The sequence below is a fragment of the Sinomonas humi genome (assembly GCF_000802235.1).
GTDB lineage: Bacteria > Actinomycetota > Actinomycetes > Actinomycetales > Micrococcaceae > Sinomonas > Sinomonas humi.
The window spans coordinates 156,826-183,610 of the sequence record NZ_JTDL01000104.1 but is presented as its reverse complement, the minus strand read 5'-3'; the positions used below and the strand labels follow the sequence as shown (position 1 = coordinate 183,610).

18 protein-coding genes and 1 tRNA gene are annotated in these 26,785 nt (G+C 65.8%); 14 read left to right on the top strand and 5 right to left on the bottom strand.

Going from position 1 to position 26,785, the window contains the following annotated elements:
- The first annotated feature begins 89 nt into the window (after positions 1-89).
- From LK10_RS10305 to LK10_RS21870, 13 genes are all read left to right on the top strand, one after another.
- On the top strand, positions 90-1,469 hold the full coding sequence (locus LK10_RS10305) for a cation:dicarboxylate symporter family transporter (protein WP_043123160.1): 1,380 nt from the start codon (positions 90-92) through the stop codon (positions 1,467-1,469).
- Between the two features lie 224 nt (positions 1,470-1,693).
- Positions 1,694-2,593: a ParA family protein gene (locus LK10_RS10300; protein WP_043123310.1), complete on the top strand. Its 900-nt coding sequence runs from the start codon at positions 1,694-1,696 to the stop codon at positions 2,591-2,593.
- On the top strand, positions 2,562-3,560 hold the full coding sequence (locus LK10_RS10295; protein WP_456242882.1) for a segregation and condensation protein A: 999 nt from the start codon (positions 2,562-2,564) through the stop codon (positions 3,558-3,560). Before LK10_RS10300 ends, LK10_RS10295 begins: the two co-directional genes overlap by 32 nt.
- The gene (scpB, locus tag LK10_RS10290; protein WP_052207191.1) at positions 3,550-4,101 is read left to right on the top strand and encodes an SMC-Scp complex subunit ScpB; all 552 of its coding nucleotides are present in this window, start codon (positions 3,550-3,552) and stop codon (positions 4,099-4,101) included. Before LK10_RS10295 ends, scpB begins: the two co-directional genes overlap by 11 nt.
- Positions 4,102-4,232: 131 nt before the next feature.
- Positions 4,233-5,267: a pseudouridine synthase gene (locus LK10_RS10285; RefSeq protein ID WP_043123158.1), complete on the top strand. Its 1,035-nt coding sequence runs from the start codon at positions 4,233-4,235 to the stop codon at positions 5,265-5,267.
- Positions 5,268-5,270: 3 nt separating this feature from the next.
- The gene (locus LK10_RS10280) at positions 5,271-6,371 is read left to right on the top strand and encodes a prephenate dehydrogenase (protein WP_043123156.1); all 1,101 of its coding nucleotides are present in this window, start codon (positions 5,271-5,273) and stop codon (positions 6,369-6,371) included.
- Positions 6,353-7,135 (top strand): (d)CMP kinase, encoded by a 783-nt coding sequence (cmk, locus tag LK10_RS10275; RefSeq protein WP_081998436.1) that lies wholly within the window; start codon positions 6,353-6,355, stop codon positions 7,133-7,135. The genes LK10_RS10280 and cmk overlap by 19 nt, the downstream gene beginning before the upstream one ends.
- A gap of 37 nt (positions 7,136-7,172) precedes the next feature.
- The gene (gene der, locus LK10_RS10270; protein WP_043123154.1) at positions 7,173-8,708 is read left to right on the top strand and encodes a ribosome biogenesis GTPase Der; all 1,536 of its coding nucleotides are present in this window, start codon (positions 7,173-7,175) and stop codon (positions 8,706-8,708) included.
- A 114-nt stretch (positions 8,709-8,822) separates the two neighbouring features.
- Positions 8,823-8,899, top strand: a tRNA-Pro gene (locus LK10_RS10265).
- 179 nt (positions 8,900-9,078) lie between these two features.
- On the top strand, positions 9,079-9,315 hold the full coding sequence (locus tag LK10_RS10260; RefSeq protein ID WP_043123301.1) for a helix-turn-helix transcriptional regulator: 237 nt from the start codon (positions 9,079-9,081) through the stop codon (positions 9,313-9,315).
- Between the two features lie 4 nt (positions 9,316-9,319).
- Entirely contained in the window at positions 9,320-10,501 is a 1,182-nt protein-coding gene (locus LK10_RS10255) for a tyrosine-type recombinase/integrase (RefSeq protein WP_043123151.1), read from the top strand.
- Between the two features lie 309 nt (positions 10,502-10,810).
- Positions 10,811-12,814, top strand: coding sequence for a GmrSD restriction endonuclease domain-containing protein (locus LK10_RS10250; protein WP_231567714.1), 2,004 nt, complete (start codon positions 10,811-10,813; stop codon positions 12,812-12,814).
- A 468-nt stretch (positions 12,815-13,282) separates the two neighbouring features.
- On the top strand, positions 13,283-14,425 hold the full coding sequence (locus LK10_RS21870; RefSeq protein ID WP_156144121.1) for a hypothetical protein: 1,143 nt from the start codon (positions 13,283-13,285) through the stop codon (positions 14,423-14,425).
- Between the two features lie 548 nt (positions 14,426-14,973).
- On the opposite strand, the gene LK10_RS10240 is transcribed toward LK10_RS21870, so the two are convergent.
- From LK10_RS10240 to LK10_RS21865, 3 genes are read right to left on the bottom strand one after another with little or no spacing between them, the layout of a single operon-like run.
- The gene (locus LK10_RS10240; protein ID WP_043123146.1) at positions 14,974-15,525 is read right to left on the bottom strand and encodes a hypothetical protein; all 552 of its coding nucleotides are present in this window, start codon (positions 15,523-15,525) and stop codon (positions 14,974-14,976) included.
- Positions 15,526-15,560: 35 nt separating this feature from the next.
- Positions 15,561-16,535 (bottom strand): hypothetical protein, encoded by a 975-nt coding sequence (locus tag LK10_RS10235; RefSeq protein ID WP_043123143.1) that lies wholly within the window; start codon positions 16,533-16,535, stop codon positions 15,561-15,563.
- The gene (locus LK10_RS21865; RefSeq protein ID WP_156144120.1) at positions 16,517-16,810 is read right to left on the bottom strand and encodes a hypothetical protein; all 294 of its coding nucleotides are present in this window, start codon (positions 16,808-16,810) and stop codon (positions 16,517-16,519) included. Before LK10_RS21865 ends, LK10_RS10235 begins: the two co-directional genes overlap by 19 nt.
- A gap of 562 nt (positions 16,811-17,372) precedes the next feature.
- Between LK10_RS21865 and mobF the strand changes: the two genes are divergently transcribed.
- A complete protein-coding gene (gene mobF / locus LK10_RS10230; RefSeq protein WP_081998435.1) occupies positions 17,373-20,420 on the top strand; it encodes a MobF family relaxase in 3,048 nt (1,015 codons plus the stop codon).
- Positions 20,421-20,631: 211 nt separating this feature from the next.
- On the opposite strand, the gene LK10_RS10225 is transcribed toward mobF, so the two are convergent.
- Positions 20,632-23,979 (bottom strand): Swt1 family HEPN domain-containing protein, encoded by a 3,348-nt coding sequence (locus LK10_RS10225; RefSeq protein WP_043123141.1) that lies wholly within the window; start codon positions 23,977-23,979, stop codon positions 20,632-20,634.
- Between the two features lies 1 nt (position 23,980).
- Entirely contained in the window at positions 23,981-26,740 is a 2,760-nt protein-coding gene (locus LK10_RS10220; RefSeq protein WP_043123138.1) for a DUF1156 domain-containing protein, read from the bottom strand.
- Positions 26,741-26,785: the final 45 nt, after the last annotated feature.

Below are 26,785 nucleotides of genomic sequence, written 5' to 3'. Positions count from 1 at the left end.
AACGCAAGGGTGGTCCCCCTCACACTCTACGGGAAGGTGGTATGGCCGCGGTCACAGGGACGCGGCCCCCCACTCGAGGAAGAGGACTCATGGCAAGCGTGCCCCTGGCGCCGGCGAAGCAGCCGGCGAAGAAGAAGGCCGATCGCACCCACTGGCTCTACATCGCCGTCGTCGTCGCCGTGGTGCTCGGCGTCGTCGTCGGTCTCATGTTCCCCGGCAAGGACGGGGTCGCGGCCAATATGAAGCCGCTCGGCGATGCGTTCGTCAACCTGATCAAGATGATGATCGCCCCCGTGATCTTCTGCACGATCGTGCTCGGCATCGGCTCGATCGCGAAGGCCGCAACCGTCGGCAAGGTCGGTGGCCTCGCGCTCGTCTACTTCATGGTGATGAGCACGTTCGCGCTCGCCGTCGGTCTCATTGTCGGCAACATCATCCACCCCGGATCCGGTCTCGACCTCAAGGATGCGACGTACAAGGCACCCGCGGCCTCGGGTACGTCCGATTTCCTGCTCGGGATCATCCCGAACACGCTCGTCTCAGCCCTTACGTCCGTTCAGGTGCTCCAGACGCTCTTCGTCGCACTCCTTGTCGGCTTCGCGCTCCAGCGCATGGGCAAGGCGGGCGCAATGCTCCTCGAGTTCATCCGCCAGGCGCAGGTGCTCGTGTTCCGCATCCTCATCATGATCATGTGGGTCGCCCCGATCGGCGCGTTCGGTGCGATTGCCGCCGTCGTTGGAACCACGGGCTGGAAGGCCGTTGTGAGCCTTCTGACGCTCATGGTCGCGTTCTACATCACGTGCCTCCTGTTCGTCGTCGTCATCCTCGGAACGCTCCTGCGCGCCGTCGGCGGCGTCAACATCTTCAAGCTCATGAAGTACCTCGCCCGCGAGTACCTCATCATCGTCTCGACCTCGTCCTCCGAGGCTGCGCTGCCGCGCCTCATCGCCAAGATGGAGCACCTCGGTGTGTCGAAGCCAGTCGTGGGCGTGACCGTCCCCACCGGCTACTCGTTCAACCTTGACGGAACCGCGATCTACCTCACGATGGCGTCGCTCTTCATTGCGACCGCAATGGGCCAGCCGATGAACCTCGGCGAGCAGATCGCACTCCTCGTCTTCATGATCATCGCCTCCAAGGGCGCGGCCGGTGTGAGCGGCGCAGGCCTTGCGACGCTCGCGGGCGGCCTCCAGTCCCACGCCCCGCAGCTCGTGGGCGGCGTCTCGTTCATCGTCGGCATCGACCGGTTCATGTCCGAGGCCCGCGCCCTCACCAACTTCACCGGAAACGCCGTCGCGACCATCCTGATGGGCGTGTGGACCCGTGAGATCGACCGCCCCCGGGTCCGAGAGGTGCTCTCCGGCCGCCTTCCGTTCGACGAGACCACGATGCTCGCCGACGACGACGATCGCGCCGACGCCGTAGAGGAGTCGCCTCGAGCGGAGCTTCCGGAGCCTGCACGCCTCTAACCGTCCAAACGTCACCTTCCGACGGTCGTTCTCCGTCCAAACGTCACGTCCCGCGGGTTTTTGCTCCCGCGGGACGTGCGCGCTTAAGGGCAACATTGAGGCTCTACTTGAGGGTCAAGGCTCAAGCGAGGGTATGTCTCAAGGTCACCGAGTTGCGAGTCGTGCGCGTGTAGGGTTGGGTCTCAGGAAGCCGCAGACAGCGATTCGAAAGTGTGGATGGATACGTGAGCACAGAGCAGAGCTCGGCGACTCTGGACGGCATCACCGAAGACCTCACCGACGTCGTACTCGGTCCCACGGGCCGTCCCGAACGCGAGTATCCCGTACCCGCCCCGCTCGAGTCCCACGGGCCCGCGCGGATCATCGCGATGGTCAACCAGAAGGGCGGGGTCGGCAAGACGACCTCGGCCATCAACCTCGCTGCCGCCCTCGCGGAGTACGGCCGCCGGGTCCTGATCGTGGACTTCGACCCCCAGGGCGCGGCGTCGGCCGGTCTGGGGACGAACCCCCACGAACTCGACCTCACCGTGTACAACGTCATGATGGACCGGCACGTCGACATCCGCGACGCGATCCGCAAGACCGAGATAGAGAACCTCGACCTCCTCCCGGCCAACATCGACCTCTCCGCGGCGGAGGTCCAGCTCGTCACCGAGGTGGCCCGCGAGCAGGTCCTCGCAAGCGCGCTCCGCAAAGTCGAGAACGACTACGACCTCGTCCTCATCGACTGCCAGCCCTCCCTTGGCCTGCTCACGGTCAACGCGCTCTCAGCCGCGCACGGCGTGATCATCCCGCTCATCTGCGAGTTCTTCGCGCTGCGCGCCGTCGCCCTCCTCGTCGAGACGATCGAGAAGGTGCAGGACCGCCTCAACCCGCGCCTCGTCGTCGACGGCGTCCTCGCCACGATGTACGACTCGCGGACGCTGCACAGCCGGGAGGTGCTCGCGCGCCTCATCGAGGCCTTCGGCGACAAGGTCTTTGATTCGGTCATCAAGCGCACCATCAAGTTCGCCGACGCGACCGTAGCGGCCGAACCCATCACCCGCTACGCAACGAACCATGCGGGCGCGGAGGCCTACCGGCGGCTCGCGCGTGAGCTCGTGGCCCGCGGTGGGGCGCCTTAGCGAGCCGCCCGCGGGCGAACCGAGTGCTGGCGAACTGACTGCCGAGACCGCCTCCGGCTTCGAGGTCCGGCTGGACAACTTCACGGGCCCGTTCGACGCTCTCCTCGGGCTGATCGCCAAGCGCCGCCTCGACATCACCGAAGTGGCGCTTGCGACCGTGACCGACGACTTCATCGCCTACATCCGCGCCATGCAGGAACGAGGCGAGGAGTGGGCGCTCGACGAAGCGAGCGAGTTCCTCGTCATCGCCGCGACGCTCCTTGACCTCAAGGCGGCTCGGCTCCTGCCGCAGGGGGAGGTCGAGGATGAGGAGGATGTCGCGCGGCTCGAGGCCCGCGATCTGCTCTTCGCCCGGCTGCTGCAGTACAAGGCGTTCAAGGAGATCGCGGCGATCTTCGGAGAGACTCTCGAAACCGAGGGACGCCGCTACCCGAGGGCCGTGGGCCTTGAGCCGGCGTTCGCCGCGCTCCTGCCCGAGCTCGTCTGGCAGCACACCCCGGAGCAGTTCGCCGCCCTTGCCGCGAAGGCGTTCGCGCCGAAGGAGGCTCCGCCGTCGGAAGTCGGACTCGCGCACCTGCACGCGCCGCCAGTGAGCGTGCGGGAACAGGCTGCAATCCTGGGCGAGCGCTTGCGTGCGGGCGGTCCGCAGAGCTTCCGGGTCCTGACCGCCGACGCCGATTCGCGCCTCATGATCGTGGCCCGCTTCCTTGCGCTGCTCGAGATGTTCCGCGACCGCGCCGTGGCCTTCGAACAGGCCGCCCCGCTCGCGGAGCTCAGGGTGCGGTGGACGGCGGGGCAGGACTGGAGCGCCGATCGGCTGAGCGAGGAGTACGACGACGCCGGCGCGCCGACCGCGGTCGGCTCACCGCAGAACCTGGGGGAAGGCCTGGGGGAAGGCTTGAGGGAAGGCGCAGGAGAAGGCGCAGGAGAAGGCACGGGGGAGGAGGAGAAGCAGGATGCAGGGTAATCCGCACGCCGCCGCACTCGAGGCGGTACTCATGGTCGTCGAGGTGCCCGTGAGCGCAGCCGAGCTCGCGGTGACGCTCGAACTGCCACAGCCCGAGGTCGAGGACCTGCTTTCCCGGCTCGCGGCCGAGTACGAGGCCGAGGGCCGCGGGTTCGAACTCCGTTCCGTGGCCGGCGGATGGCGGTTCTACTCGAGACCGGAGTTCGCCGAGATGGTCTCGAAGTACGTCCTCGAAGGCCAGACGGCCAGGCTCACCCAGGCGGCGCTCGAGACGCTTGCCGTCATCGCCTACCGGCAGCCCGTTGCGCGCTCTCGCGTCGCCGCAATCCGCGGGGTCAACGTGGACTCCGTAGTGCGCACGCTTGTGACCCGCGGGCTCATCGAGGAAGCCGGGACGGACCCGGAGTCGGGCGCGATCCTGTACCAGACGACGTCGTACTTCCTTGAGCGGCTCGGCATCGGCTCGGTGTCCGAGCTTCCGCAGCTCTCGCCCCACCTGCCGGGGATCGAGGACCTCGCGGCCATCGAGCTGGAGCAATGAGCGGCTGTCTGCTCAGTTGCCGGCTTGAAGCGAGACGTGGCTCACGCTTGACCCAAGCGGGAGTGCCCTATCCGGTATCGTAGATGGGGGCCTTGAGGCCCTTTCCTTACCAACAAACTTGAGGCCGGGTCATGACACAGGCGGGACGCCAGGGTTCACCACGCAACAGGGGGCAACGCCCCACCCAGAACAAGAGCGCGGGCCAGAGCAATTCGAGCTCGTTCGGGGGCCGCGGGAACGCTGCCCGCGGCGGCGCCAAGGGCGCTCCGAAGGGTTCCCAGCGGAAGCGCGGCGAGCGGCCCCAGCCCAAGGGGACGGGAGCTGCTCCGTTCGCGAACGAGCGCTTCGGCCGAAATCTCGGCGCCGTTCAGCGCCCGGAGCGGAAGTCTCCGACTCCGCTGCCGCAGCACAAGCCCCGTACGCGCGCAGAGATGAACGACGAGGGCGTACGCCTCCAGAAGGTCATGGCGAACGCGGGCGTCGCCTCGCGCCGCGTGTGCGAAGAGCTCATCGAGCAGGGCCGCGTTGAGGTCAACGGCCAGCTCGTCACCGAGCTCGGCAGCCGGGTCAACCCGGAGACCGACGTCATCCACGTAGATGGGGTGCGGGTCCAGCTCAACGAGAACCTCGTCTACATGGCCTTCAACAAGCCGCGCGGAGTCGTGTCCACGATGGACGACCCGGAGGGCCGCCCGTGCATCTCGGACTACCTCCGCCCGGGCACTCCGGAGCGGCTCTTCCACGTCGGCCGGCTCGACACGAACACCGAGGGGCTTCTCCTCCTCACGAACGACGGCGAGCTGGCCAACCGCCTTTCGCACCCTTCGTATGAGGTGCCGAAGACGTACGTCGTGCAGGTCCGCGGGCCGATGCCGCACGGCGTCGGTGCGCAGCTCCGGCGCGGGATAGAGCTCGAAGACGGCCTCGCAAAGGTCGACTCGTTCAAGCTCGTCGACTCGACCCCGGGCTTCGTGCTCGTCGAGGTCGTGCTGCACTCGGGCAAGAACCGGATCGTCCGCCGGATGTTCGACGCGATCGGCTTCCCCGTCCAGCGGCTTGTCCGCGCGAAGATCGGGCCGATCGGCCTCGGCGACCAGAAGCAGGGCACCATCCGGAAGCTCGGCAAGCAGGAAGTCGGGCACCTCATGGCGGCTGTGGGGCTCTAGGGGATGGCTCCGACGCACTTGGGCGGCCCCGTCGTCGTAATCGGCACGGGCCTCCTCGGCACGAGCATCGGACTCGGGCTCGAGCACCGCGGCGTCCCCGTCTTCCTTGAGGATCCCTCGCCCACCCATCAAGCGGTCGCCGTTGACATCGGCGCCGGTCGGCCTGTGGCCGAACTCGAGGCGGACCGCGGGGTCGAGCCGCAGCTCGTCGTCGTCGCGGCTCCGCCGGACGTGACGGCTGACGTGGTTGAGCGTGCGCTCGCACGCTGGCCTCGCGCCGTCGTCGTCGACATCGCGAGCGTGAAGTCCGCCATCCTCGCGGAGCTGCGCGGGCGGTCGGTGGACCTCTCCCGGTATGTGGGGACGCACCCTATGGCGGGGCGCGAGAAATCGGGGCCGGTGGCTGCCCGCGGCGAGCTCTTCACATCGATGCCGTGGGTCGTGTGCGCTCACCGGGAGGCGTCGGACGACGCCGTGCGCCTCGCCAAGGCGCTTGGGGCCGACCTCGGTGCCACCGTCGTGGAGTTCGACGCCGACGAGCACGACGAGGCCGTTGCCCTCGTGAGCCACCTCCCGCAGGTCATGTCATCGCTCCTTGCGAGCCGTCTCCAGGGCACCGACCTCCGGCTCCTCTCGCTCGCCGGCAACGGGCTGCGGGACACCACACGCATAGCGGCAAGCGATCCCGACCTCTGGATCCAGATCCTTGGTGCGAACGCGGACAAGCTCGTCAAGCACCTGTACGGTGTGCGGGAGGACGTCGAGCGGCTCATCGGCACGCTCGAGGCGCCGACGGCGCCGGGAGCGCGGCTCGACCTCGCACAGCTCATGAGCGAGGGGAATGCGGGCCAGGCGCGCATTCCCGGCAAGCACGGCGGGCCGCCGCAAGCGTTCGCATGGCTCACCGTGCTCGTCGATGACCGGCCCGGGCAGATCGCCAAGCTGCTCACGGAGATCGGAGAGATCGGCGTGAACCTTGAGGACCTGCGCCTCGACCACTCGTCGGGGCGCAACGTGGGCATGGTGGAGATCTCCGTGCTTCCGAGCAAGCACGATGACCTGGTGGCGGAACTGGAGGAGCGGGGATGGCGGGTGCTGCAGTGACGGAATTCAGCTCGTCGAGCACGTCGAGGGGCACGAGCGTTCGCTACACGCCGGTGCCCGGCGAAGAGCCGCTTCGCGTCGGACGCCCGCTCGTGGTCGCGATTGACGGTCCCTCCGGCTCGGGCAAGTCCAGCGTGTCGAAGGAAGTGGCGCGGCGCCTGCGTGTCGCGTATCTGGACACGGGTGCGATGTACCGCGCGGTCACGTGGGACTGCCTCGATCGGGGGGTTGATCTCGCGGACAGCGCTCTCGTCGAGGCGGCGGCCCGCGGCCTCGACCTCGAACTCAGCACGAGTGCCGACCACGAGAGCGTCGTGGTCCACGGCCACGACGTGACGGCGGAGATCCGCGAACCACGGATCTCTCAGTCGGTCAGCGCCGTCGCGACGAATCTCGGCGTCCGGAATGAGCTCATCCGCCGTCAGCGAGCCCTCATCGCAGTCCACGGCCGCCGCATGGTGGTCGAGGGCCGCGACATCACGACCGTCGTTGCCCGCGACGCGGAAGTCCGACTCCTCCTGACGGCCTCGGAGGAGGCTCGGATGCGCCGTCGGGGCCTGCAGCTTGGCGGCACGCAGACGGCAGAGGACCTGCACGAGCAGGTCCTCGAGCGCGACCGCAAGGACTCGGCGGTCGCGAGCTTCAGCCAGGCGGCCGACGGCGTGTACACAGTCGATTCCTCAGACCTCGACTTCGAGGAGACCGTCGAGGCGGTCCTCGCAGTCGTCCACGCGGCGGTTGCCGCACCTCAGGCCGGGCACTGACCAGCCTGTTTCTTGACATCAACGAAGGAGAGTCAGCATGAGCGACGCCGTGGGCGATATCGCCGCTGAAGAGTACGAGCCCGAGGGCGGCGACCAGATCGCCGAGCACCTCGCAACGATGGACGACCACGAAGCCGAGCAGAGGGCCGCAGCTCTCCGTGCCGGGCTCGAAGACTACGAGCTCGATGAGGAGGACGCCCGACTTCTCGCCGCAGAAGGCGAGGACTGGGACGCCGAGGCTCCCACTCGCATGGATCCCGTGCTCGCGATCATCGGACGCCCGAACGTGGGCAAATCGACGCTCGTGAACCGGATCCTCGGCCGCCGCGAGGCCGTGGTCGAGGACGTGCCTGGGGTTACCCGCGACCGGGTCTCCTACCCCGCTGAGTGGAGCGGCCGGAGGTTCACCCTCGTGGACACCGGCGGCTGGGAGCATGACGCGCGGGGCATCCACGCCTCCGTCGCCGAGCAGGCCGAGATCGCGGTGAGCATGGCCGACGCGGTCCTGTTCGTCGTCGATTCGACAGTGGGGGCGACCGCGACCGACGAGGCTGTCATGCGGATGCTGCGGAAGTCGAAGAAGCCAGTGCTTCTCGTGGCGAACAAGGTGGACGACTTCGCGCAGGAGTCGGACGCTGCCGTCCTGTGGGGCCTCGGGTTCGGCCAGCCGTACCCCGTTTCGGCGATGCACGGACGCGGGGTGGCGGACCTCCTTGACGCGACCATGGAGGTCCTGCCGGAGTTCTCGGCAATCGCCGGCTTGGAGCGTTCGGGCGGTCCCCGGCGTGTCGCGCTCATCGGACGCCCGAACGTCGGCAAGTCCTCCCTGCTGAACAAGCTCGCGGGCTCGGAGCGCGTCGTCGTGAACGAGCTCGCGGGCACGACCCGTGACCCGGTCGACGAGTTCATCGAACTCGGCGGCCGCGTCTGGCGCTTCGTCGACACGGCGGGCATCCGGCGTCGTCAGCACATGGCCAAGGGCGCCGAATACTACGCCTCCCTGCGAACCCAGGCCGCGCTCGAGAAGGCGGAGGTCGCCGTCGTCCTGCTGAGCGCCGATGAGGTGCTGGCTGAGCAGGACGTCCGCATCATCAACCTCGCGATCGAATCCGGCCGAGCGCTCGTGATCGCGTTCAACAAGTGGGACCTCATGGACGACGAGCGCCGTCGGTGGCTCGAGCGCGAGATCGAGAAGGACCTCGCGCACGTCGAGTGGGCCCCGCGGGTGAACCTCTCTGCGAAGACGGGCTGGCACCGTGACCGGCTCGTGCCCGCGCTCGACAAGGCCCTCGCCGGATGGGACACGCGCATCCCGACAGGCAAGCTCAACGCGTTCCTCGGCGAGCTCGTGGCGGCGCACCCGCACCCCGTGCGAGGAGGCAAGCAGCCACGGATCCTCTTTGGCACCCAAGCCCAGAGCCGGCCGCCCAAGTTCGTCCTCTTCACTTCCGGCTTCCTGGACCCGGGCTACCGTCGCTTCATCACGAGGCGGCTGCGCGAGACGTTCGGCTTCGAAGGCACGCCGATCGAGATCAGCATGCGTGTTCGAGAGAAGCGCTCGCGCAAGAAGTAGCGTCCCGCGGGCAGGGCGCGTCCGGCCCGTTTCGATTCGCCTTCAGAGGCCTCGTCCGATATGCTGAAGCGGTTGCTTGAACGGGCGCGAACAGCGATAACGGGCGGGCACTTTCGGGCTGTAGCGCAGCTTGGTAGCGCACTTGACTGGGGGTCAAGGGGTCGCAGGTTCAAATCCTGTCAGCCCGACCACGGGGCCGCGGAAACCCAAGGGTTCCCGCGGCTTCTGCGTTGGTGAGACTTGAACCGGCCATCAAAAACCCATCAAAAACCCCGCCCGCGAGGCGCCCACGCTGCCCCGGCGTCCGGCTCGACGGCGTCCGTCCCGGACGCTCCCGGTTCCTCCGGGACGCCCGGTGCACCTGCCGGGCATGACTGCTCCAGCACCCCTCCCGCCTTCTTCTGCACTGCCGCCGCTGCTCGACCTCCGCGAGCTCTCGGCCTACCTCGGCGTCCCGGTCTCGACAATCTACGACTGGCGCGCCCGCGGGCTCGGGCCGCGCGCGTACCGCTTCGGCAAGCACCTCAAGTTCGCCGTGGCCGACGTGACCGCCTGGATCGAGGCGCAACGCGACCCCGCGCCGCAGCAGCCCCCGGCTCGGCGGTGACGCTATGAGCCGCCCGCGCCTGTCGATCGGCACCTACGGCGAGATCACCACCCGGCGCATTCCCAGTAGACGGGTCGAGGCCCGCACCCGCTACCGGGACTGGGACGGTGTCGCGCGCCTCGTGCAGGCCAGCGGCGAGACCCCCGCGGCCGCGACCCGCGCCCTGAAGGCCAAATGCGCCGAACGCAACCTGCTCGCCCCGACCACGGGGACACTGGCGCCCGACAGCCTCTTCCCCGACCTGGTGGAGTACTGGCTCGAGGACATCGACCTCGAGGGTCGCCTCGCGACCGCGACCCGACAGCTCTACGAGCGCGACATGCGCACCCTCGTGCTCCCCGCCTTCGCCGGGCTCACGCTCCGGGAGATCGGGGTCGCCCGCTGCGACCAGTTCCTCAAGCAGCTCGCCAAGCAGTCCTACGCGAAGGCCAAGCACGCCCGCGTCGTGCTCCGGCTCGCCCTGGCCCTGGCGGTCCGGCACGAGGTGCTGCCGCGGAACCCGGTCGACCACGTCGCCCGCCTGCACCGCCCCGCCAGGACCCCTGACGCACTCACCCCGGTGGAGGTCAACGCCATCCGCGCCGCGGTCGCGTTCTGGGAGGCCGGCCGATCGCCCTCGGGGCCCAGGCCCGACGGGCAGCTCGGGGCGATCGTGGAGGTCATGCTCGGCACCTCCGCCCGCATTGGGGAGGTCCTGGCCATCCGCCGCCGCGACATCGACATCACCGCGGCCCCGCCCTCGATCCGGATCGCCGGCACCATCGTCAGCCATCGCGGCGAGCCGACCGCGCGGCAGGACCACCCCAAGACGGCGAAATCCCGCCGCACCGTGGCGATCCCGTCGTTCACCGCCGAGGCCGTCCGGCGCCGGCTGGCGAAGCTCGAGGAGCCGTCCCTGGACGCCCTGCTGTTCTCAAGCAGGGAGGGAACCCCGCTGACGACCAACAACGTCCGCCGCCAGCTCCGCCGGGTGATGGAGCTCGCCGGGATCACCGGGGTCACCCCGCACATGTTCCGCCGCACCGTCGCGACCGCGATCAGCGCCCAGGCGGGGGTCGACCTCGCCGCCGAGCTGCTCGGCCACACGGACCCGAAGATCACCATCCAGCACTACATCCGCCGCAACGAGATGGTCAACCCGGCCACCGCCGAGCTGCTCGAGCGCGCATTCGCGAAGGACACGTAACCTTCCCCAGCCGCCCGCCCGTGTGCGACGCTGGATGGCGCGAGAGCCCTGCCGAACGGGTGGGCTCGACCTTATCGACGGCTGGAGGGGAACTCGTGGGGACTGAGACGCTGTGCAGAGCGGTGCCGCGGTCTCCCACGGTGGTGGAGCAGGTGGTGGTCTGTTCGCTGACGAGGATGCACATCTTTGGGGGTTGGAGGCTCCGGGCGATCCGATTTACGATCGACGGTGCCGCCACCGTGGCGGCACCGTGCGACTTGGGCTTATGCCCGCCGATGGCAAACCAGGACGCCCACCTTCACGGTGCGCTTGGCGAACTCGCCCCGGACAAGCGCCAGCGTCCGGACCATCATCGCCACCGCTGCGGGTGTCGGTGCAGGGAACGTCGTGGACCACAACCCGATGGCGACGCTCCGCGCGGCAGCGCCGGGCGACGCATCGCGGCGAAGTAGAGTCTGCTGCGTGGGACACAAGGAGCCAATGTCGATCGCTGCAGCGCTGCGACAGATCCAGGAGCGCAAGCTCATCCTTCCGGCGATCCAGCGGGAGTACGTCTGGAAACCCTCCCAGATTATCCGCGTATTCGACTCCATCATGCGCGGATACCCGATTGGGAGCTTCCTCTCGTGGAAGGTGCTTCCAGAGACGGTCAGCAAGTTCAAGTTCTACGGATTCATGAAGGACTATAGCGCCTTCGACAATCGGCACAACCCTACGGTGGACATACCGACCGACCGGGAGGTCGTCGCCGTCCTCGACGGTCAGCAGAGACTCACCTCTCTCAATATCGGACTTCGCGGTACCTACGCCTACAAGGTCCATGGCGGCTGGTCGAACAAGCCCTGGTCCTATCCCGAACGCCGTCTCTATCTGAACCTTCTGGGAGGTGCCCCCGAGAATGAGCTCGGCCTCAAATACCACTTCCAATTCCTGACCAAGGAGGACTTGGAAGCAGCTGTGGCCGACGAAGGCAAGGTATGGTTCCCGGTCTCGGAGATCTTCGATGCAGCCGAACCGGCAGCCATGATGCAGATTCCGGCGAAGTACGGCGTCGGGAACAACGAGACAGCAGTCGCGCTCGCCGCCAAGCTCTGGCAGGAGATCCACCACAGGGCCAGCCTCCACTTCTACGAAGAGGACGTGCAGGACATTGAACGGGTCCTCGACATCTTCGTGCGAGTCAACTCCGGGGGCACCGTCCTGTCCTATAGCGACCTTCTCCTGTCCATCGCGACAGCTCAGTGGGAGGGGGATGCCCGTGCTGCTGTCCACGGCCTCGTCGACTCCCTCAACCAGACGGGGAACGGCTTCAACTTCTCACGGGACACGATCCTCAAATCAGGACTGGTGCTTGCGGACGTCGGCGACATCGGGTTCAAGGTCAAGAACTTCGGTGCCCCCAACATGGCGAAGCTCGAGGCCGGCTGGCATGCAATGAGTGCATCCCTCCACGTCGCGGTGGGGCTTCTCAGCGACTTCGGCCTGTCAGGTGGGGCACTCACCGCGGACAGCGTCCTCATTCCGGTCGCGTACTATGTGCACCGCCGGAGGCTAGGACATGCGTACCGCGAGTCGCCTGGGTCGCGCGAGGACCGCGAAGCCCTTCGGTCCTGGGTTCTCCGGTCCCTCATCGTGCGCGGCGTCTGGGGCTCCGGTCTGGACACCCTGCTCCGCGACCTGCGCGAGGTCCTCAGGTCGAACGGTGGCTCGGCGTTCCCGGTCGCGGCGATCGAGCAGGCGATGGCCTTCCGCGGCAAGTCGCTCGCGGTCACAGATGCCCTGGTCGATGACATCTTGAGCCTGGAGTATGGCAAAGCTCGGACCTTTCCAGTGCTTGCAGTCCTGTTCCCGCATGTCGACACCCGCAACCAGTTCCACATCGACCACGTGTTCCCCGCCGCACGACTCGACAAGAAGGCATTGACGAGTCACAGGAACGCGAATGGGACACCACGATTCACTGCCGAAGAAATCGAAGAGCTCGCATCGCTGCGGGATCGCCTGCCTAACCTGCAGCTGCTCCCCGGGCTAGAGAACATCGGCAAGTCCGACAGGGCACCGGACGAATGGCTTGCGGCGGAGTTTTCATCCCAGGACGAACGCAGCGCGTTCCTCGCACGGCATTCCCTGCCGTCGCCGCTGCCGCACTCCGTCGACGAGTTCACCGCGTTTTTCGAGCAACGGCGTGCGAATCTCGCGGCCCGTGTGCGCGACATGTTCAAGATCCGTAATCCGGAACCAGCCCGGGCGCAAATGGGCCCTTCGACCGCTGGCCTGGATGAGGAGCTCACTGAAGGCGACTACGAGGACTGACCCAGGGGTTGTGAGGGGCCCTGTCACCGCGGCCTGTACAAGCGCGCTCGATAGTCGTATCGACACCTGTTCCCCTCTAGGAACATAGGTCAGGGCGAGTTCTCACTTTTTCGGTTCTGAGCTGCAACCGCGAACGTGACGGTCAATGACCCCGCTGAATCTGTCGAGATTCTCGCGTGTGCCCGTTCGCTGGCCCTCATATCGAAGTCCCTCGTCGTACACGTCCAGCCACACGCCGGCATCCCACATGGACTCCGAGATGCGCGTTAGGTCTTCGGCTGTGCGAGAGGCTTGAAGGGCGTCGGTAAAGGTACCGTTCCTCGGCATCGCGCGCAAAAGGGTTGGCTAGGCACGGGGAAAGCAGCGCAAATCGCGCTAAGGCTGATGAGAGCCGTTGCACCCCTGCGGAAAAACTCAGCGCGATGTGCTACCAAACTACCTAGCGACTCATCGACAGCAGGAGACACAATGGCAGAAAGCCCGATCACCCTAGGCATTGCAAACACTTCCAGCTTGGCGTGGTCCGCGCCCCAGCGCTTTCAAGACGAGTTGGCAGTAGAGCTATCTCGTGACGCAGAGCACCATCTCTACTTCGTTGTCGTCGGCCCTGAACTAACCCCAACCGCTCTCAATGCGTCGTCCGATCCGGCGGTATGGAACCTAGACATCACTTACGAGACTTCGGCCGGTCAAGAAGCCCGCACCGTGCCGGTTCCCGAACATGCCTTTCCAGGGGAAATCTTGTCGTTTGGTGAGACAGAAGGAGTGCTGATTCTCACTCCCGCCGATGGTGCAGGGCACTCGCGGAGGGTCACTGTGGCGGAAGTAGTGAGGGCATCGATCAATGCTCGAGGGGACCGCACGCTGACGGCGCCTGAAGTTGCCTTCCCTGGAATGGAGTTGTTTTTTGATGTCGCAGCAGGAACGCTGACACCCGCTCCAGCCGATGGCGGGCAGTCGCGGAAGGTCACGGCAGCCAAGGTAGGGAAAACATCTAACACTCGTGAGCAGGAGCAGGCGGATTGGGTGAATGCTGCCGTGGAGGAATTTTTCACATTCGACGTAGTCTACATCGGACAGTCTTATGGACAGGACGGCAAGAGAAAAGCAATAGATCGTCTAACCGGGGGTCACAAGACGGTGGAAAGAATCCTGAGCGAGATGCAAGATTTTTCTCCGAACCGGTCGGTGGGGTTCATTACGATTGACCAACAAATGGAATCGGTCCATGCATGCATCAGAACGGGTCATGACGGTGCGGACCTACTGTCCGTGCGTAAGTTGCTGGCCGAACAGTTTACCGAAATCTCGAATTCTCCACTGTCGAAGACGACCGTCGATGCAGCAGAGGCCGCTCTCATCGCAGCTTTCCAGCCAAAATGGAATGTGAAGCTGAAGGACTTTCCTCAAACGGGAGCACCGGCGCTGTTGAAGAAGCTGAAGGAACAAGGCTACACCCACCTCTATGTTCATATTGACCTAAAAGATGCACTCGCGAAAGTCCGGGTGCACGGAAAACCGTCCTCACAGTTTAGTTGGAGGTTCGACCTGGACAACAGAGAAATCGAAGATCAAGATAACATGCCATGGCACCGATTCAACCTGTATTAGCCACTGCACGCATGGGTGCACCGAGGCTCAGTTCGCTTCCCAAATCGGCAAGAAGAGGTGCCCGTATTCCATGTCGTCTCGAAAACACGAAAGACAATGAGGCATACGTAACCTTGCATGGAGCCTGACAAGGGCTACTGTGCGTCGGCCCGTCCTTGTGTCGACCGAGGTAGGGCAGAATCTCCGCTTGCTCGAGGTTTCGTTCTCGAAGAATCCCGAAGACGCTATGGAAATCTCCTTCGTGGGACGGTGCGATGCTTCTCAAGCCCCTTGTTCGCTAGGACGGTGGGGCTCTACCACGGAACTGGGTCTCAACTTCACGCGTTCGACGCGGAGGGCCGGAACCGCTTCTTGGCCGGTCCGCCTTGAGTGTCGGTGGTCCCAGTCATAATGCAGCATATGCAGCCTTTTCGGCCACACCCGTGGGTTCAAGTCGGGGACGTAGGAGCGGCCGCCGCCCTTGGTCTGCTCGCGCATCTTCACCTTGCCCGCAAAGGAGATCCAGTGCTCGAGCCAGTCTGCATGTACCTCTCCAAGGTCGCTGGGAGTCAGCGACGGTTCAAGCGCGTGAAGTCTGAGACTTTCAGGAAGGCAGAATTGAGCCGCTTGAAGCACATCATGAGCACGAGGATCAGGTGGGCGATGACGGCGGTGAGAGCCCAATCGCCCGGCCTCTGCCACGCGAGCGGCTCGATGGAGCAGGCTAGGAGTGTGGCTACGCCCGACAGGAGAGTTGCGTAGAGGCAGTTGGCGAACAGCTCGTTGACCAAGGTTGGAGCTCTGGTGTCAATCTGCGGCGCGATCTCAGCCACACGGTCCTGTGATTCGGACGAGATCTGCATCTCTGCCATCTGCATGCGCAGCTGGAAAACAAACACCGTCACGGCGAAAGCGAAGCCGAAGACGATCGCCAGGGCGGCAATGATGTTCGCGTAGACGCCCGCGAATTTCAGGTCCACGAGCCACGCAACGACGCCGACTGCGCAAGGAATGCCGATCTGGGTCAGAAGGTCCAGCGCCGAGATCTTGCCGGTCCGGAAGTCGCGAAGGGTCGCGAAATGGCCGGAGACGATCGGAAGGACGTTGACCTTGGATCCCATGAGCCTCCCCCGAGTGAAGCGGCCTTCCGCCGGCCCTAGTCGATGCGCGACCTCCGCGTCCAAGCGCGGTCGTAGTTCTGCGATCTCCTGCCATAGTAGCGTTCGGCTTCGTCGTCGATGCGATCGACAAACGTGTTCATCGGCAGAGCCTGCTCCGCGTGGTCATTGAGCAGGATGCGGATCGGCGGAGTGCGCTCCTTCCCGATGACCATGGACTTGCGGCGCTGGCCGTCGCCAAGGGTGATGGTCATCTCTTCGTAGTCCTCGGCCCCGAATCCGAGGTCTGGCGCCGAGGCGAGCTTCTTCTGGATGATCAGCGAGCGTACCCACTCAGGTAGGTAACGGGTCCCCTTAAGGGGCGTCAACGTGGATCCGTAGCCGACCTCGAACGGGCGGATCGGATGGACATCGCCCACGTCGCTAGTCGCAGCGTTGATGGTGGCCCTGCGACTGACTGCTACCGTCTCAAGTTGAGCCTGCTGCAGCCAGGCGTCCGTCTCGACGACCGTCTGCCTGTCGACGGTCAGCTGGAGGGGCCGGCCATTCGTCCCGGGCTCCGACTGCGCCGCGACACGCAGGTGGGCAAGGAACGAGTCCAGGACCCTGCCCCCGCAGCCCTCATTTCCCTGGCGTTCGATGAAGAACAAAGCCTCCTGCGCTCCCGGCGGGACGAGGAGCGCGCAGCGCGTCTCGACCGTCTGGGCGTCAACCGAGCTGGTTCGGTAGGAGGCCTCGTGCAGGAGCGTGTCTACGACGTGATCGCCCTCGGTCCCGTAATGCCCGGTACGCATCGTGATCAGGACCAGCCTGTTGCGGCGCTCGACTTCGGGCTTCGTCCCGTAGGTCAGCTTGGTCGGGTCCTTGAAGTGGTCGAGGGGGAGTCCCCGGGCCCACTCCTCGAAGAGATCGAGGGCGTCGATCCCGTGGATATCGTCCATCCGGAACGTGTTGTCCTTGCGATGTGATTCATTGCACGCGAGGGACTGATAGGTCATGGTCTTGCGTGGCATGTGTTCCCCCTAGGCGCCTGCTCGGCGGTCTCCTGTGTCTCTTCGCCGAGCCCACCAAGGTGGCGCTCGCGGTCCTTGCGGTTTGTGGGCCTCCAGTGGACGGCGAGATCCTGCCAGTTGGACGGGAGCGCGCCGTCGTCCCCGTTGACTAGCGGGTCCGCCACCGGCAGGTCGGTCTTCTGTCCAGGGCGACGGCGAGCGGCCCTCTGCTGCTTCAGCTCGACGCGCGTCTCGTCGCCTTGGCCGTCAGGCCGGGTATTTGGTGCGGCGGGCATCGCTGAGTCCGCGGAGTTGTTCGTGCTGCAGTCCTGGGCATTCGCGGGCCGTTCATTCAGACGGCTCGCTTCGTACCCGGTAGCTACGATCACTTCGGGCATGGATGCGGCAAGACATGCAAGGCAACGCAGCCCACAGCAGGGGTCGGGAGCACCAGCGCTGCGAGGCCGCCCACCACAGACCACTTGAACAGCAAGGCGGCGCCTACAACGACATTTCGACACGAAAGCCCCCCATTCAACTCTTCGGCTGCAGGAAAATCATACGGCCGATACCAAGATCCCCCGGAGCAGACCAAGTCACGCGCTCGGAGGTGTCCGTAGCCGCCGGGATAGGTGAGCGCCTCCGGGGTGCCCATTCCCTTAGCCGACCCACCCCACCCGAAGGGCGCCCAGATCTGTAGGCAACGTCATCGTGGACGTCGCAGTGATCACGCTGCGCCGACGTCTAGCACCTGCCGAACAGGTCTCCCCGTTCCCGAGCGGTTTCTACTGAATGGACGCATGCTACCGCCGGTAGGTCCTGCGCACCTGTCTCTCACCGAGGGCGAGGGAGGCGGGCGTGAAGGGCGGGGTGACGCTGTTCCGCGGGGAGGGCTCGGCCGCGCGCCGGTATGTCGAATCCGATTGCTCGCGCGCCGATGACTACTACTTCGGCGAGGGGACCGTTGCCGAGTTCGTCCAGCTCGACCGAGACGGCAACGTCACGACCGTCCGTGACCTCTCCCCGGAGGCGTACGCGGCGTGGGTCGACTGGGCGCACCCGATCACCGGGGAACAGCTGGGTGCCCCGCGCCTGACGGGCGAGGCCCGTGGCGGTTCGCCGCGTTTCGCGGAGATGGTGGTCAACGCCCCGAAGTCGCTCTCGATTGCCGCGGCATTGCATCCGGAGGTGTCGGCCGCGCTCGACACGGCACAGCGGGACGCGGCCGCCGAGATCCGCCGCTGGCTCGCCCGGCATTCGGTGACCCGGGTCGGGCCCCGGGGCGCGCAGGAGGTTGTCCCCGTCGAGGAACTGCACACGGTCGCCGTCGCGCACCGCACGAGCCGGGCCGGGGACCCGCACCGGCACATCCACCTCCAGATCGGCGCACGGGTGCGCGCGGCCGGCGCCTGGCGTGCCCTCGACACGGCGGCACTGTTCGCCCAGCAGGGCGCAATCCGCGCGCTCGGCACGGCCGTGATCGCGGCCCATCCTGTGCTGGCCGAGGTGCTCGACGGGCACGGGCTGACACTGGATCCCGTCACCGGCGAGGTCGCCGAGCTGCAGCCGTTCAACACGGCGATGAGCAAGCGGGCCGTCCAGGTGGAGCGGAACCTCGCCCGCCTGAACGCCGAATGGGAGGCCGCGCACCCCGGCGAGATCCCTGGGCCGGTGGTCACGGCCCGGTTGCAGGCCAAGGCCTGGGCGCACGAGCGGCCAGCGAAGAAGCCGACCAGCCCCGCCGAGGAGGCCGGGTGGATCGCTGAACTCCGTCGGGCCGGATACGACCCCGCAACCCTGGAGCGGCCGGCGCCGCCCGCGGTGGTTGCGCTCGACGGCCTCTCGATAGAGGAGATCGCCTCCCGCGCCCTCGACCGCTGCGCCGCCCGCGCCTCCGCGTGGACCGTGCACACGGTCACCGAGCACATCACCCAGCTGGTGACCGAGCACGGCGTGCGCGCAACCGGCGAAGATGTGCGGGAGTTCGTCGCGCTCGCTACCCGGCTCGCCCTTCAGGACTGCCTCTCGCTCCTGCCGCCCGGGGCACCCGCGCCGGAGCACGTCGCACACCTCACGAGCGTGCGCGTGATCGGCGCCGAGACCAGGCTCCGCGACCTCCTCGCCGCCCGCATCGCCGACGCCGAGCCCGAGCCCCCCGCGCTGGACGGCCTCGCCCAGGCCAAGGGCCTGGACCCCGACCAGTCGGGGGCGGCCGCGGCCGTTGCCTCGGCGGATGGGCTCGTCGTCGTCGAGGGAGCCGCCGGTGCGGGGAAGACGACGATGCTCGCCGCCGCGATCGCCGCCTCCGAACGCGAAGGGCGTCCCGTGCGGGTGATCGCCCCGACGAGGAAGGCCGCACAGGTCGCGGCCGAGGAACTCGGCGTGCCCGCGGACTCGGTTGCGGCGCTCGTGCACGCGCACGGCTGGCGATGGAACGACGACGGCGTCTGGACCCGCCTCGCCCGCGGTGCGGTCGACCCCGAGACCGGTCGCGTCTACGACGGCCCGCCCGCCGCCGCGCGGATCGGCCGGGGCGAGCGGATCGTCGTCGACGAGGCCGGGATGCTCGACCAGGACACCGCGCTCGCCCTGTTCACCCTCGCCAGCGAGTCGGGGGCGAGCGTCGCGCTGGTCGGCGACCGCGCGCAGCTGCCTGCCGTGGGCCGCGGGGGAGTGCTCGACATGGCAGCCCGGCTCCGCGGCCGCACCTGGCAGATGACCAGCGTGCACCGCTTCGCCGATCCCGCCTACGCCGACCTCACCCTCGCCTTGCGCGACGGCCACGACCCCGGCGCCGTGTTCGACCAGCTCGCCGCACTCGGCCTCGTCCGGATCCACGCATCTTCGGACGACGCCCAGGCGCACATCGCCGGCACCGCCCGGGACGGCGAGGCGATCACCGTCGCCACCATCGAGGAAGCCACCGCCCTCAACGAGCGAATCCGCGCCCGCCGCGTCCAGCAGGGCACCGTCGACGGCACCCGCACGGCCTTTGGCAGCGACGGCTTGGGCGTCGGCGCCGGCGATCTGATCCAGACCCGATGCAACGACGCCCGGCTCGGGGTCGCCAACCGGCAGACCTGGACGGTGCAGCAGGTCGACGCCGACGGATCGCTGTGGGTGCGCGAGACCGGCACAAGCCGAAAGCACGCCACCAGCGTCCACCTCCCCGCCGACTACGTGGGGGAGCACGCGCACCTTGCCTACGCGGCGACCGCCTACGGAGTCCAGGGCGCGACCGTGACGGCGTCGCACACGCTGCTCACCGACCAGACGAGCGCGGCGGCCGTCTACGTCGGCATGACCCGCGGCCGCCAGACGAATGTGCTGCACGTCATCGCCGATAGCCCCGCCGATGCCCGCGAGCAGTTCGTCGCCGCGATGGAACGGGACCGCGCCGACCGCGGCCTCGCCGTCGCCACCGCCTGCGCAGGGCAGGTGGTCCGCGGGCTCGCCGACGACGGCCCAGCCAGGCGGGTGCGAGACGAAATCGCCGCGCTCATCGCCCGCGCCGAGGCCGCCGAGCGCAGGGCGGCGCGGTGGGGCCGCGTCGCCGAGCTTCTCGCGACGGGCACGCGGCGCCCGACACTATCCGTCAGGGAGGAAAGACTGGCCGCGATGGCCCGCGTGTTCGGCGTAGACCAGGTCCGCCGGGCCGCCGCGCGGTACGAACAGGCCAACCCAGACCGCCAGGCCCGTCGTTGGACAAAGACCGCAGAAGACGCGCGAACCGAGGCCGAGGCGCTGAAGTCGATCACCCCTCGCGACGCCGTCGCGCGCATCGAGCGCACCCATGCAGAACAGGCGCGGAAGGCCGCAGCCCGCAAGCCTCAGCTGGCCGAAGCCGAGCGTCCAGTCGTGCGCGGAGCCGCACCCGGTCGGGAGGCTCGTGGTCCGAGCCTCTAAGCGAGCTAACGAGCGAGGAGCGGCGGAAAGCATCACCGACCAGGACGTTGTCCAGATTCGTCTAAGGGCCGACAAAGACCAAGCCGCACCCCCCCAGTTCGGCTGGCGCGAAGGTTCCGAACCGCACCTCGGAGGCGCGCAAGGGCCTCTTGCCACTCGGCCGACCAGACTCACACAGAAGAGTATGAACCGTAGTGGCCGCCGGCGGGTCTCAGGACTCCTCGAAGCCTGACTGATCGAATCTAAGCGTTCGGGCATTCTCCGAAACTGTGCGGATCTGGCTTTCGTTGAAGCCCGTCGGGTCGGTAGCCTCGATTTCGATGCGCACGACGAGATTCGTGTCTGTGCCAGCACGAAGGTGCGCGATGACCTCGTCGGCGACGTTCTTGAAGTCGAAGGCAATCTTGTCGGGATTGAGCGCCTTGACCCCATAGAAGCGCGTCGGTGCCGCGGCAGCAATTGGACTCGGTGAAGTTGCACCGGACGGCTGCTCCTGAGGAGCCGTGGGCCCAGGAGGAACCGGTGTTGTGGGCCCGGGCTCGGCCGCACGCTGTTTTTGCGCGATGTCGGGTCTGACCAGAAGCAGAGAATCGCTCGCTGTCGGCGCAACTACTTTGTCTTCCGGTACCCACAATCCGATGTATCGGTCAGCGGCCTGGTCGTAGCCACTGGCCAATGCGAAGGCGTCGGTCTGCCAGATCATCGGCATGTCGATGACGCCCGCATCGAGGACGCGGCGATCACGCAGGCGCGGCATGTAGGGGTACTGGCTGTAGAGACTCCAGAGCGACCCCAGAGAGACGTGACCATCCTTCCAAATCTGCGGCACCTTGCTGATCGCGAGCCGGATCGTTGCAGCAGCTTGCCGGACGGAGAGGTCCCCATCGTTCCCTAGCCGACGCGACACGCGATCTGCGAGCGAGTCGGACTGGCCCTCGACCTTGGTCTCGCGGATCACAAACGGCGCCCCGGGGTCAGGCTGAGCCGGGACCAGCGCCCAGATGAACGTCTGCAGCAGCCGGGAAGTCACGGTCTGGTCGGCTTGCGCCTTCCTCTGCGCTGCTTGATTCCTCTGATTCTGTGTCAGATCCAGATCGGCCTCGTTGTCGAGGACATGCTTCCAGCCAAGGTAATCGCGAGTAGCAGCGGCCAGCTCCTCCAGCCGGGCCTCGTCAGCAGCAAGGTAGACCAACATATTGCGGTAGCTCCGATTGGCGCTCCCCCGATGCTCAGTCGCTTTCTGTGCGAACTCCTTCGCTGCGGATTCCGTGGCGCGCTTGTGGTCAAATTTGGGGTGGAGGATGACAAGCCGCGCCTCGTCGATGTCCGGGACGTCCGCGTTGGTCTCCGGGCAGACGTGGACTCCGGCGAAGTCGCCACGGGCGCGAGCCTGACCCTGGAGACGCTGGACGATCTCCGCCCACACGTCCTCCCTATGGAGCCGTTCGGCCTGGTCTTTGGCAGTACGGGAGATGTTGGGCTGGAGGTCGTACCAGTACTTGCCCGAGCCAGAGTAGAAGTAGGTCGCCCGGTCGCCGAGCTGGGTGAGTGCTGCATGGAAGTTTCCAGGGACGTCGCCGGGAATCGCGGTGCCGAGGAAGACTCGCTGGGTCCCGATGCCCTTATGCACCGAGCCCGGGGCAACGGTCGGCGCAGCGCCGAAGAACACTGTTCGGGCAAGGCGCTTGGTCAGGGCTCTCTGCCCGAACAGGGGCTTCTCGGCGTCGATGCGTGCCGGTTCCGAATTCTGCCCGTCGACGTCGGCGTCGATGGTGGCCTTCCACGAGTCTTGGAGGTACTGCGTGAGCTCAGCATTTACGTTGGCGGTCGCGAGCGGGATCGAGCCGGGCATGATTAGCGGCGAGGCGTCCTCGCCGATCCACAGCGTATGGATGACCGTGCTCATCAACCGCAGGACGCCCCGGGTCCGCTGGAACCGCTCCAGCGACGACCATTCCTCGTAGAGAGTGTCGAAAAGTTCCGGGTGGACCGGGTAGGTTCGCTTGATCCGGTCTTCGTACGCCGGCTCCCTGGCTTCACGGGGAAAGTCGTCGGTGTATTTGCGGTACATCTCGATGTACGCCTTCGCGGTGGCACCGATCGAGGCCAGGGCGGTGGCATCAGGCTGCTTAAAGAGGCGCTGCTTGACAATGTGATAGGCCTCATCGGAGGAGGCGGGACGCCATTGGTCGGCAACCCGGCGCACGACGTTCTGGAGGCGTCTGAGCGCCTCCAGTCCGTTGGCGCCGCCTACCTCCTCGGCGTTCCCTACAGTGATCCTGTCTCCGTCGTCGCCGGTCTCCGAGGCTGGGATCGAGATGGCGAGCAGTACGCCGGAGGTCCCTTTGCTCGCCTCGGTCAAGGATTGAGCGAAGGTGAACTGGTCGTCGAAGGTGCCGCCGGCCAGGTCGTCACGGCCCACCAGAGAGCGGGCGTAGGCGACCCACTCGTCGATCAAGATGACCGCCGGCGCGTATCGGGCCAGCAGCTCATGAAGGGCGCTGCCGGGATGGGTTCGATCGGCATCCGACCTGGCAACTAGGGCAAAGGCCTCTGACCCACCCAGCTGCCACGCCAGTTCGCCCCAAATCGTATTCACCTGCGTGCCATCGTCCTTGGTCATGCCGGACGGGCTGAAGTGGTTGCCGACAATCGCCACGCGGTTGACCTTCGTCCCGGTGTAGCCATTGCTGGTCAGCAGTTCCTGGGTCTCCTGAGGGAACTCCCCGACCGGGAGTCCAGCGGCGACGTGCCACAGCGAGAGCATCGAGTGGGTCTTGCCGCCACCAAAGTTGGTTTGGAGGTTGATGACGGGTGAGGCGTTACCGTCGCCGGAGAGGCGCCGCACTGCGCGGCCGATCAGGTCGCGCAGGCCCTCAGTGAGATAGGTGCGCTTGAAGAACTCGACCGGGTCTGAGTAGTCCGAGTCGACTTCCCCACCAGTCGCTACTTTGTAGAGGTCGGCAGCGAACTCCGAGGCATGGAAGTTGCCTGTCGCTACATCATCATGCGGCTGGAGCACCTCGCGCCACGGCCTCAAACCCGCCGCTTCTGGGTTCGTCACTGCGGCTTTTAGGACTTTCTTGTCGTCCTTGTCAGCGGTCACCCGGCGGAGGTTCAGCCGGATGCTTCGAACCTCTTCCGCCTCGGCTATCGCGCCGACCAGCTTCAGCAGACGCTCCCCTGTGTCGAGGGAGCGGTAGGCGTCGTCATCGGTGAAGGAGCCGTTGTGCGCCCAGTTGTTGCGCACCTCGCGTAGTTCGATCGCGAACGACTCGCCGGCCTTGCCCAGCGTCTGGTTGAAGGGATACCAACCCTGCTTGTAGCCGCCGGTGATGTTGGCCTCGGTAAGCATACGGAACTGCACCTGCGGGTCCAGCGGGTCATAGACCTTCCCCGTAGGCACACCGTTCTTCAGGTCCTTGCCCTGAACCAGCTTCGTCCACTCGGAACCCAATACCGGATCGGCCTGACCGATGACAGCCGAGATGAAGTCATCCAGCGCCGGAGCCATCATCTGGAACATCCGATCGATCCGGTCGCGATTGCTCAGCGCCATGTCAGTCCTCCTCGTCGAACTCGAAAGCGCCTTGGGCGGCCGTCGGCTTCTTCTGCATGCGGGCGACGTCGAGGATCTCGGGCCAGCTCGTCACAAGGCTGTTGAAGGACAACGCATCTTTGGTCCAGCCGTTGCTCTCGGCGATGCGGAACAACAGGTGAGCCAGCTCTTTGATCAGATCTGCATCGATCGCGCCGTCCGTCCTGCCGAGCGCGGCTTGGAGGAAGTCTCCTGCTGGTGCGATACCGTCCTGCTCCAGCACCTTGATCAAGTGGTGGAGCGCCCCCCAGTTGCTGGTGTGCGGGTCCTTGAGCACGTCGTAGGCCGAAGTCAGATCAGCGGGCTTGATGAGCCGCACGCTGCCCGCTCGGCTCGTGAGGATTTCATCTCGGTCCAGCACCTGGACGCTCGTGTTACGCGCCCGGGCGATATTGTCTGCGTCACCAAACTTCCCCACGCCGTAGCCATACTGCCTGTACCAAGCGATGGCGAAGCGGCTCGTGGCATCGAAATCGCCTTCCTGCTCGTTTAACACCTGGTCGAGAATCTCGTTGATCCGAGCCAAAGCGGCTCGCACGGTCATCTTTGTGCCGTCAGGTTCGAGAACCGCAGTGTAACGGCTGAACACTGCCATTCCGGGCCCAATCGCTGCTTGGGGAAGGTCGACCGGCGCGATCTGGCCCTGCTGCAACTTGCGTAGCGCATCCGGGAGTTCGGATTCCAGGGCCGCAATGAATCCTCGGCGGTCCGTCGTGGACGAGCTTTCCTCGCGCGGGCGAAGCGACAGGACGATCGATGAGGCAAGCGCGTTCGTGCCGCTGGCGATCATCCTGTTGCTTAATTCCGAACGGTTGGGCCAGGTCGATGTGATCTCCCAGCCACTGTGGATCATTCCCTCAAGCAATGTCTCCCAACCCGTGGAAACTTCACCTGAATCATCTGTCTCGCTTTGCTTGAATGCATACCAAACAGTGATTGGAATGTCGCTTCGCGCTGAGGCTCGCGCACGTTCGAATACGGCTCGGAAGCCCTCCTCAAAGAAGTCCCTGGCACCTTTCTTGCCGGAGTGCCGGTAGGGATTCGCCACAAGTTCCTCAGCCTTCGGGACAAGGAGAGTAGACAGCAGCGCGGGATGCACATTTCTCAGGGTCCGTCGCAACCACACGTAGAAGAAGTCCGACAGATCGGAGTATCCGATATTGTCGTAGTAAGGCGGATCAGTGCTCAAAACCACATTCGAGTAGTCGCGAGTGGAGGCGTCCGCTTGCTGGACCTCGCCCTCACCCTCAACCGGAAGCCGCTCGAGGACTTTAGCCACCCAATCAACGCTCTCGCTCCAAGTGCCGCTCGACTTGGCAAAGGGGTTGGTTTCCGCGAAGTCCCAGGTCATTGGTATCGCCTGCCGAGCAAAGACGCCACGAACCTGCTCCTTCGATGGGCTCGCATCCCAGGAACAGACGGCTGATTGCCGATCCGCCCCGCGACTGACTGCTAGTCCTAAGTAGGTGACGACGGTGTCGGCATACTCTTGGCTCCCGCCATCATTGAGAATCCGCTGCCGAGCTTCGCTGACAAGGTCGCTGAACGTAGTAAGGGCAACCAATTGCCGTTTGGTAAAGAGGTCGGAAAATGTCGAAAGCCCATACTGCGGCGTCCAGATGTTCCGGGGATCGTATCCGAGCTCTTGGGCTGGGGCGTCGAGGCGATGGTCAACGGCTGCAGCGGTCACCTGATCGTGCGTCGGCGCCAGATAGATCCTCTGTCTTGATCCTTCAGCGACGGTTGCCATCAGTGTCGCGCCCATTCGGCCCGCCACACCTTCGGCCTTGATGTAATCCTTCTCGACCACAGCGTCGCACACGATGCACATCCCGCCTCGGCGACCAGACATCGTGCCATCCGATTCCTTCGTCGGCGCCTCGGCAATGTCGTATCCGATTTTGAACTCGATCCGCTGCGGCTGAGTCCGGTCAGGGAGCACAGTAGGGACGACGTAAGCTTCCTTGCCCTTTTTCTTGCCCAGCCACCAGGAGCGTACGAGGGGCATCTCAATGCCGCATGCCGGGTTGGGGCATCTGACGGTGCGTGCCCAGATCCAAGCGATTACCGTCGCCTTCGTGCCGTCAGAGAGGGTGGCCTTGGGGTAGAGATGACCGATACGCTTCTCGGCCTCATCGCGCATCCATTGGCCGTACGCCCGGACGTCGGCAGCAAGGCCATCTGTTGCGTTCCATGAACGGAACTCCGAGTCTGCAAGCTGGGGAAAGACCGGTGGCTGGTCGCGGAACTTCGGCGGGAGCTCGATCAGAGCCTTGTTAATGAGGACAGCGACCGGATTGAGATCAGAAGCATGAGCTGTGAGGCCAAGTCGCTGAGCTTCGAGCGGGATTGTCCCGCCCCCTGCGAATGGATCGAGGATCTCCGGCGGGTTGCCGTCCGTTGATCTGAGAATTTCGGCATGAGCCTCGGCGAGTAGCTTGTCATCCCGAATGTTCTCCCAGACAACGAGCCGCTCGATCAGCTCATGGAGCCGTTCGCGCTCTTTGCGCTGCAACTCTTCGGTTGGGAACTCTTCGGGGCGCCCGCTGGGGTCATCGACAAGCTGGGCAAACAGCACCGCCCGGGCCGCAGCGAGCGGACGGCGCGCCCACCACAGGTGCAGGGTCGAGGGGTGCCCATGCCGGATCGACTTCTCGCGCGCCGACTCTCGGTTGATCGCTTCCAGCGGCAAGGCCACCTCGATCAACTTCTTCTTTTGCACTACTTCCTCGACCCTCTGAGTCCGAGTGTGGACTCGACTGCGCGA

Excerpts from the sequence above, each read along its gene's own strand:
- LK10_RS10305 (WP_043123160.1), top strand. The coding sequence starts at position 90 with ATGGCAAGCGTGCCCCTGGCGCCGGCGAAGCAGCCGGCGAAGAAGAAG.
- scpB (WP_052207191.1), top strand. The coding sequence starts at position 3,550 with ATGCAGGGTAATCCGCACGCCGCCGCACTCGAGGCGGTACTCATGGTC.
- LK10_RS10285 (WP_043123158.1), top strand. The coding sequence starts at position 4,233 with ATGACACAGGCGGGACGCCAGGGTTCACCACGCAACAGGGGGCAACGC.
- LK10_RS10280 (WP_043123156.1), top strand. The coding sequence starts at position 5,271 with ATGGCTCCGACGCACTTGGGCGGCCCCGTCGTCGTAATCGGCACGGGC.
- cmk (WP_081998436.1), top strand. The coding sequence starts at position 6,353 with ATGGCGGGTGCTGCAGTGACGGAATTCAGCTCGTCGAGCACGTCGAGG.
- der (WP_043123154.1), top strand. The coding sequence starts at position 7,173 with ATGAGCGACGCCGTGGGCGATATCGCCGCTGAAGAGTACGAGCCCGAG.
- LK10_RS10260 (WP_043123301.1), top strand. The coding sequence starts at position 9,079 with ATGACTGCTCCAGCACCCCTCCCGCCTTCTTCTGCACTGCCGCCGCTG.
- LK10_RS10255 (WP_043123151.1), top strand. The coding sequence starts at position 9,320 with ATGAGCCGCCCGCGCCTGTCGATCGGCACCTACGGCGAGATCACCACC.
- LK10_RS21870 (WP_156144121.1), top strand. The coding sequence starts at position 13,283 with ATGGCAGAAAGCCCGATCACCCTAGGCATTGCAAACACTTCCAGCTTG.
- LK10_RS10240 (WP_043123146.1), bottom strand. The coding sequence starts at position 15,525 with ATGGGATCCAAGGTCAACGTCCTTCCGATCGTCTCCGGCCATTTCGCG.
- LK10_RS10235 (WP_043123143.1), bottom strand. The coding sequence starts at position 16,535 with ATGCCACGCAAGACCATGACCTATCAGTCCCTCGCGTGCAATGAATCA.
- LK10_RS21865 (WP_156144120.1), bottom strand. The coding sequence starts at position 16,810 with ATGCCCGCCGCACCAAATACCCGGCCTGACGGCCAAGGCGACGAGACG.
- LK10_RS10225 (WP_043123141.1), bottom strand. The coding sequence starts at position 23,979 with ATGGCGCTGAGCAATCGCGACCGGATCGATCGGATGTTCCAGATGATG.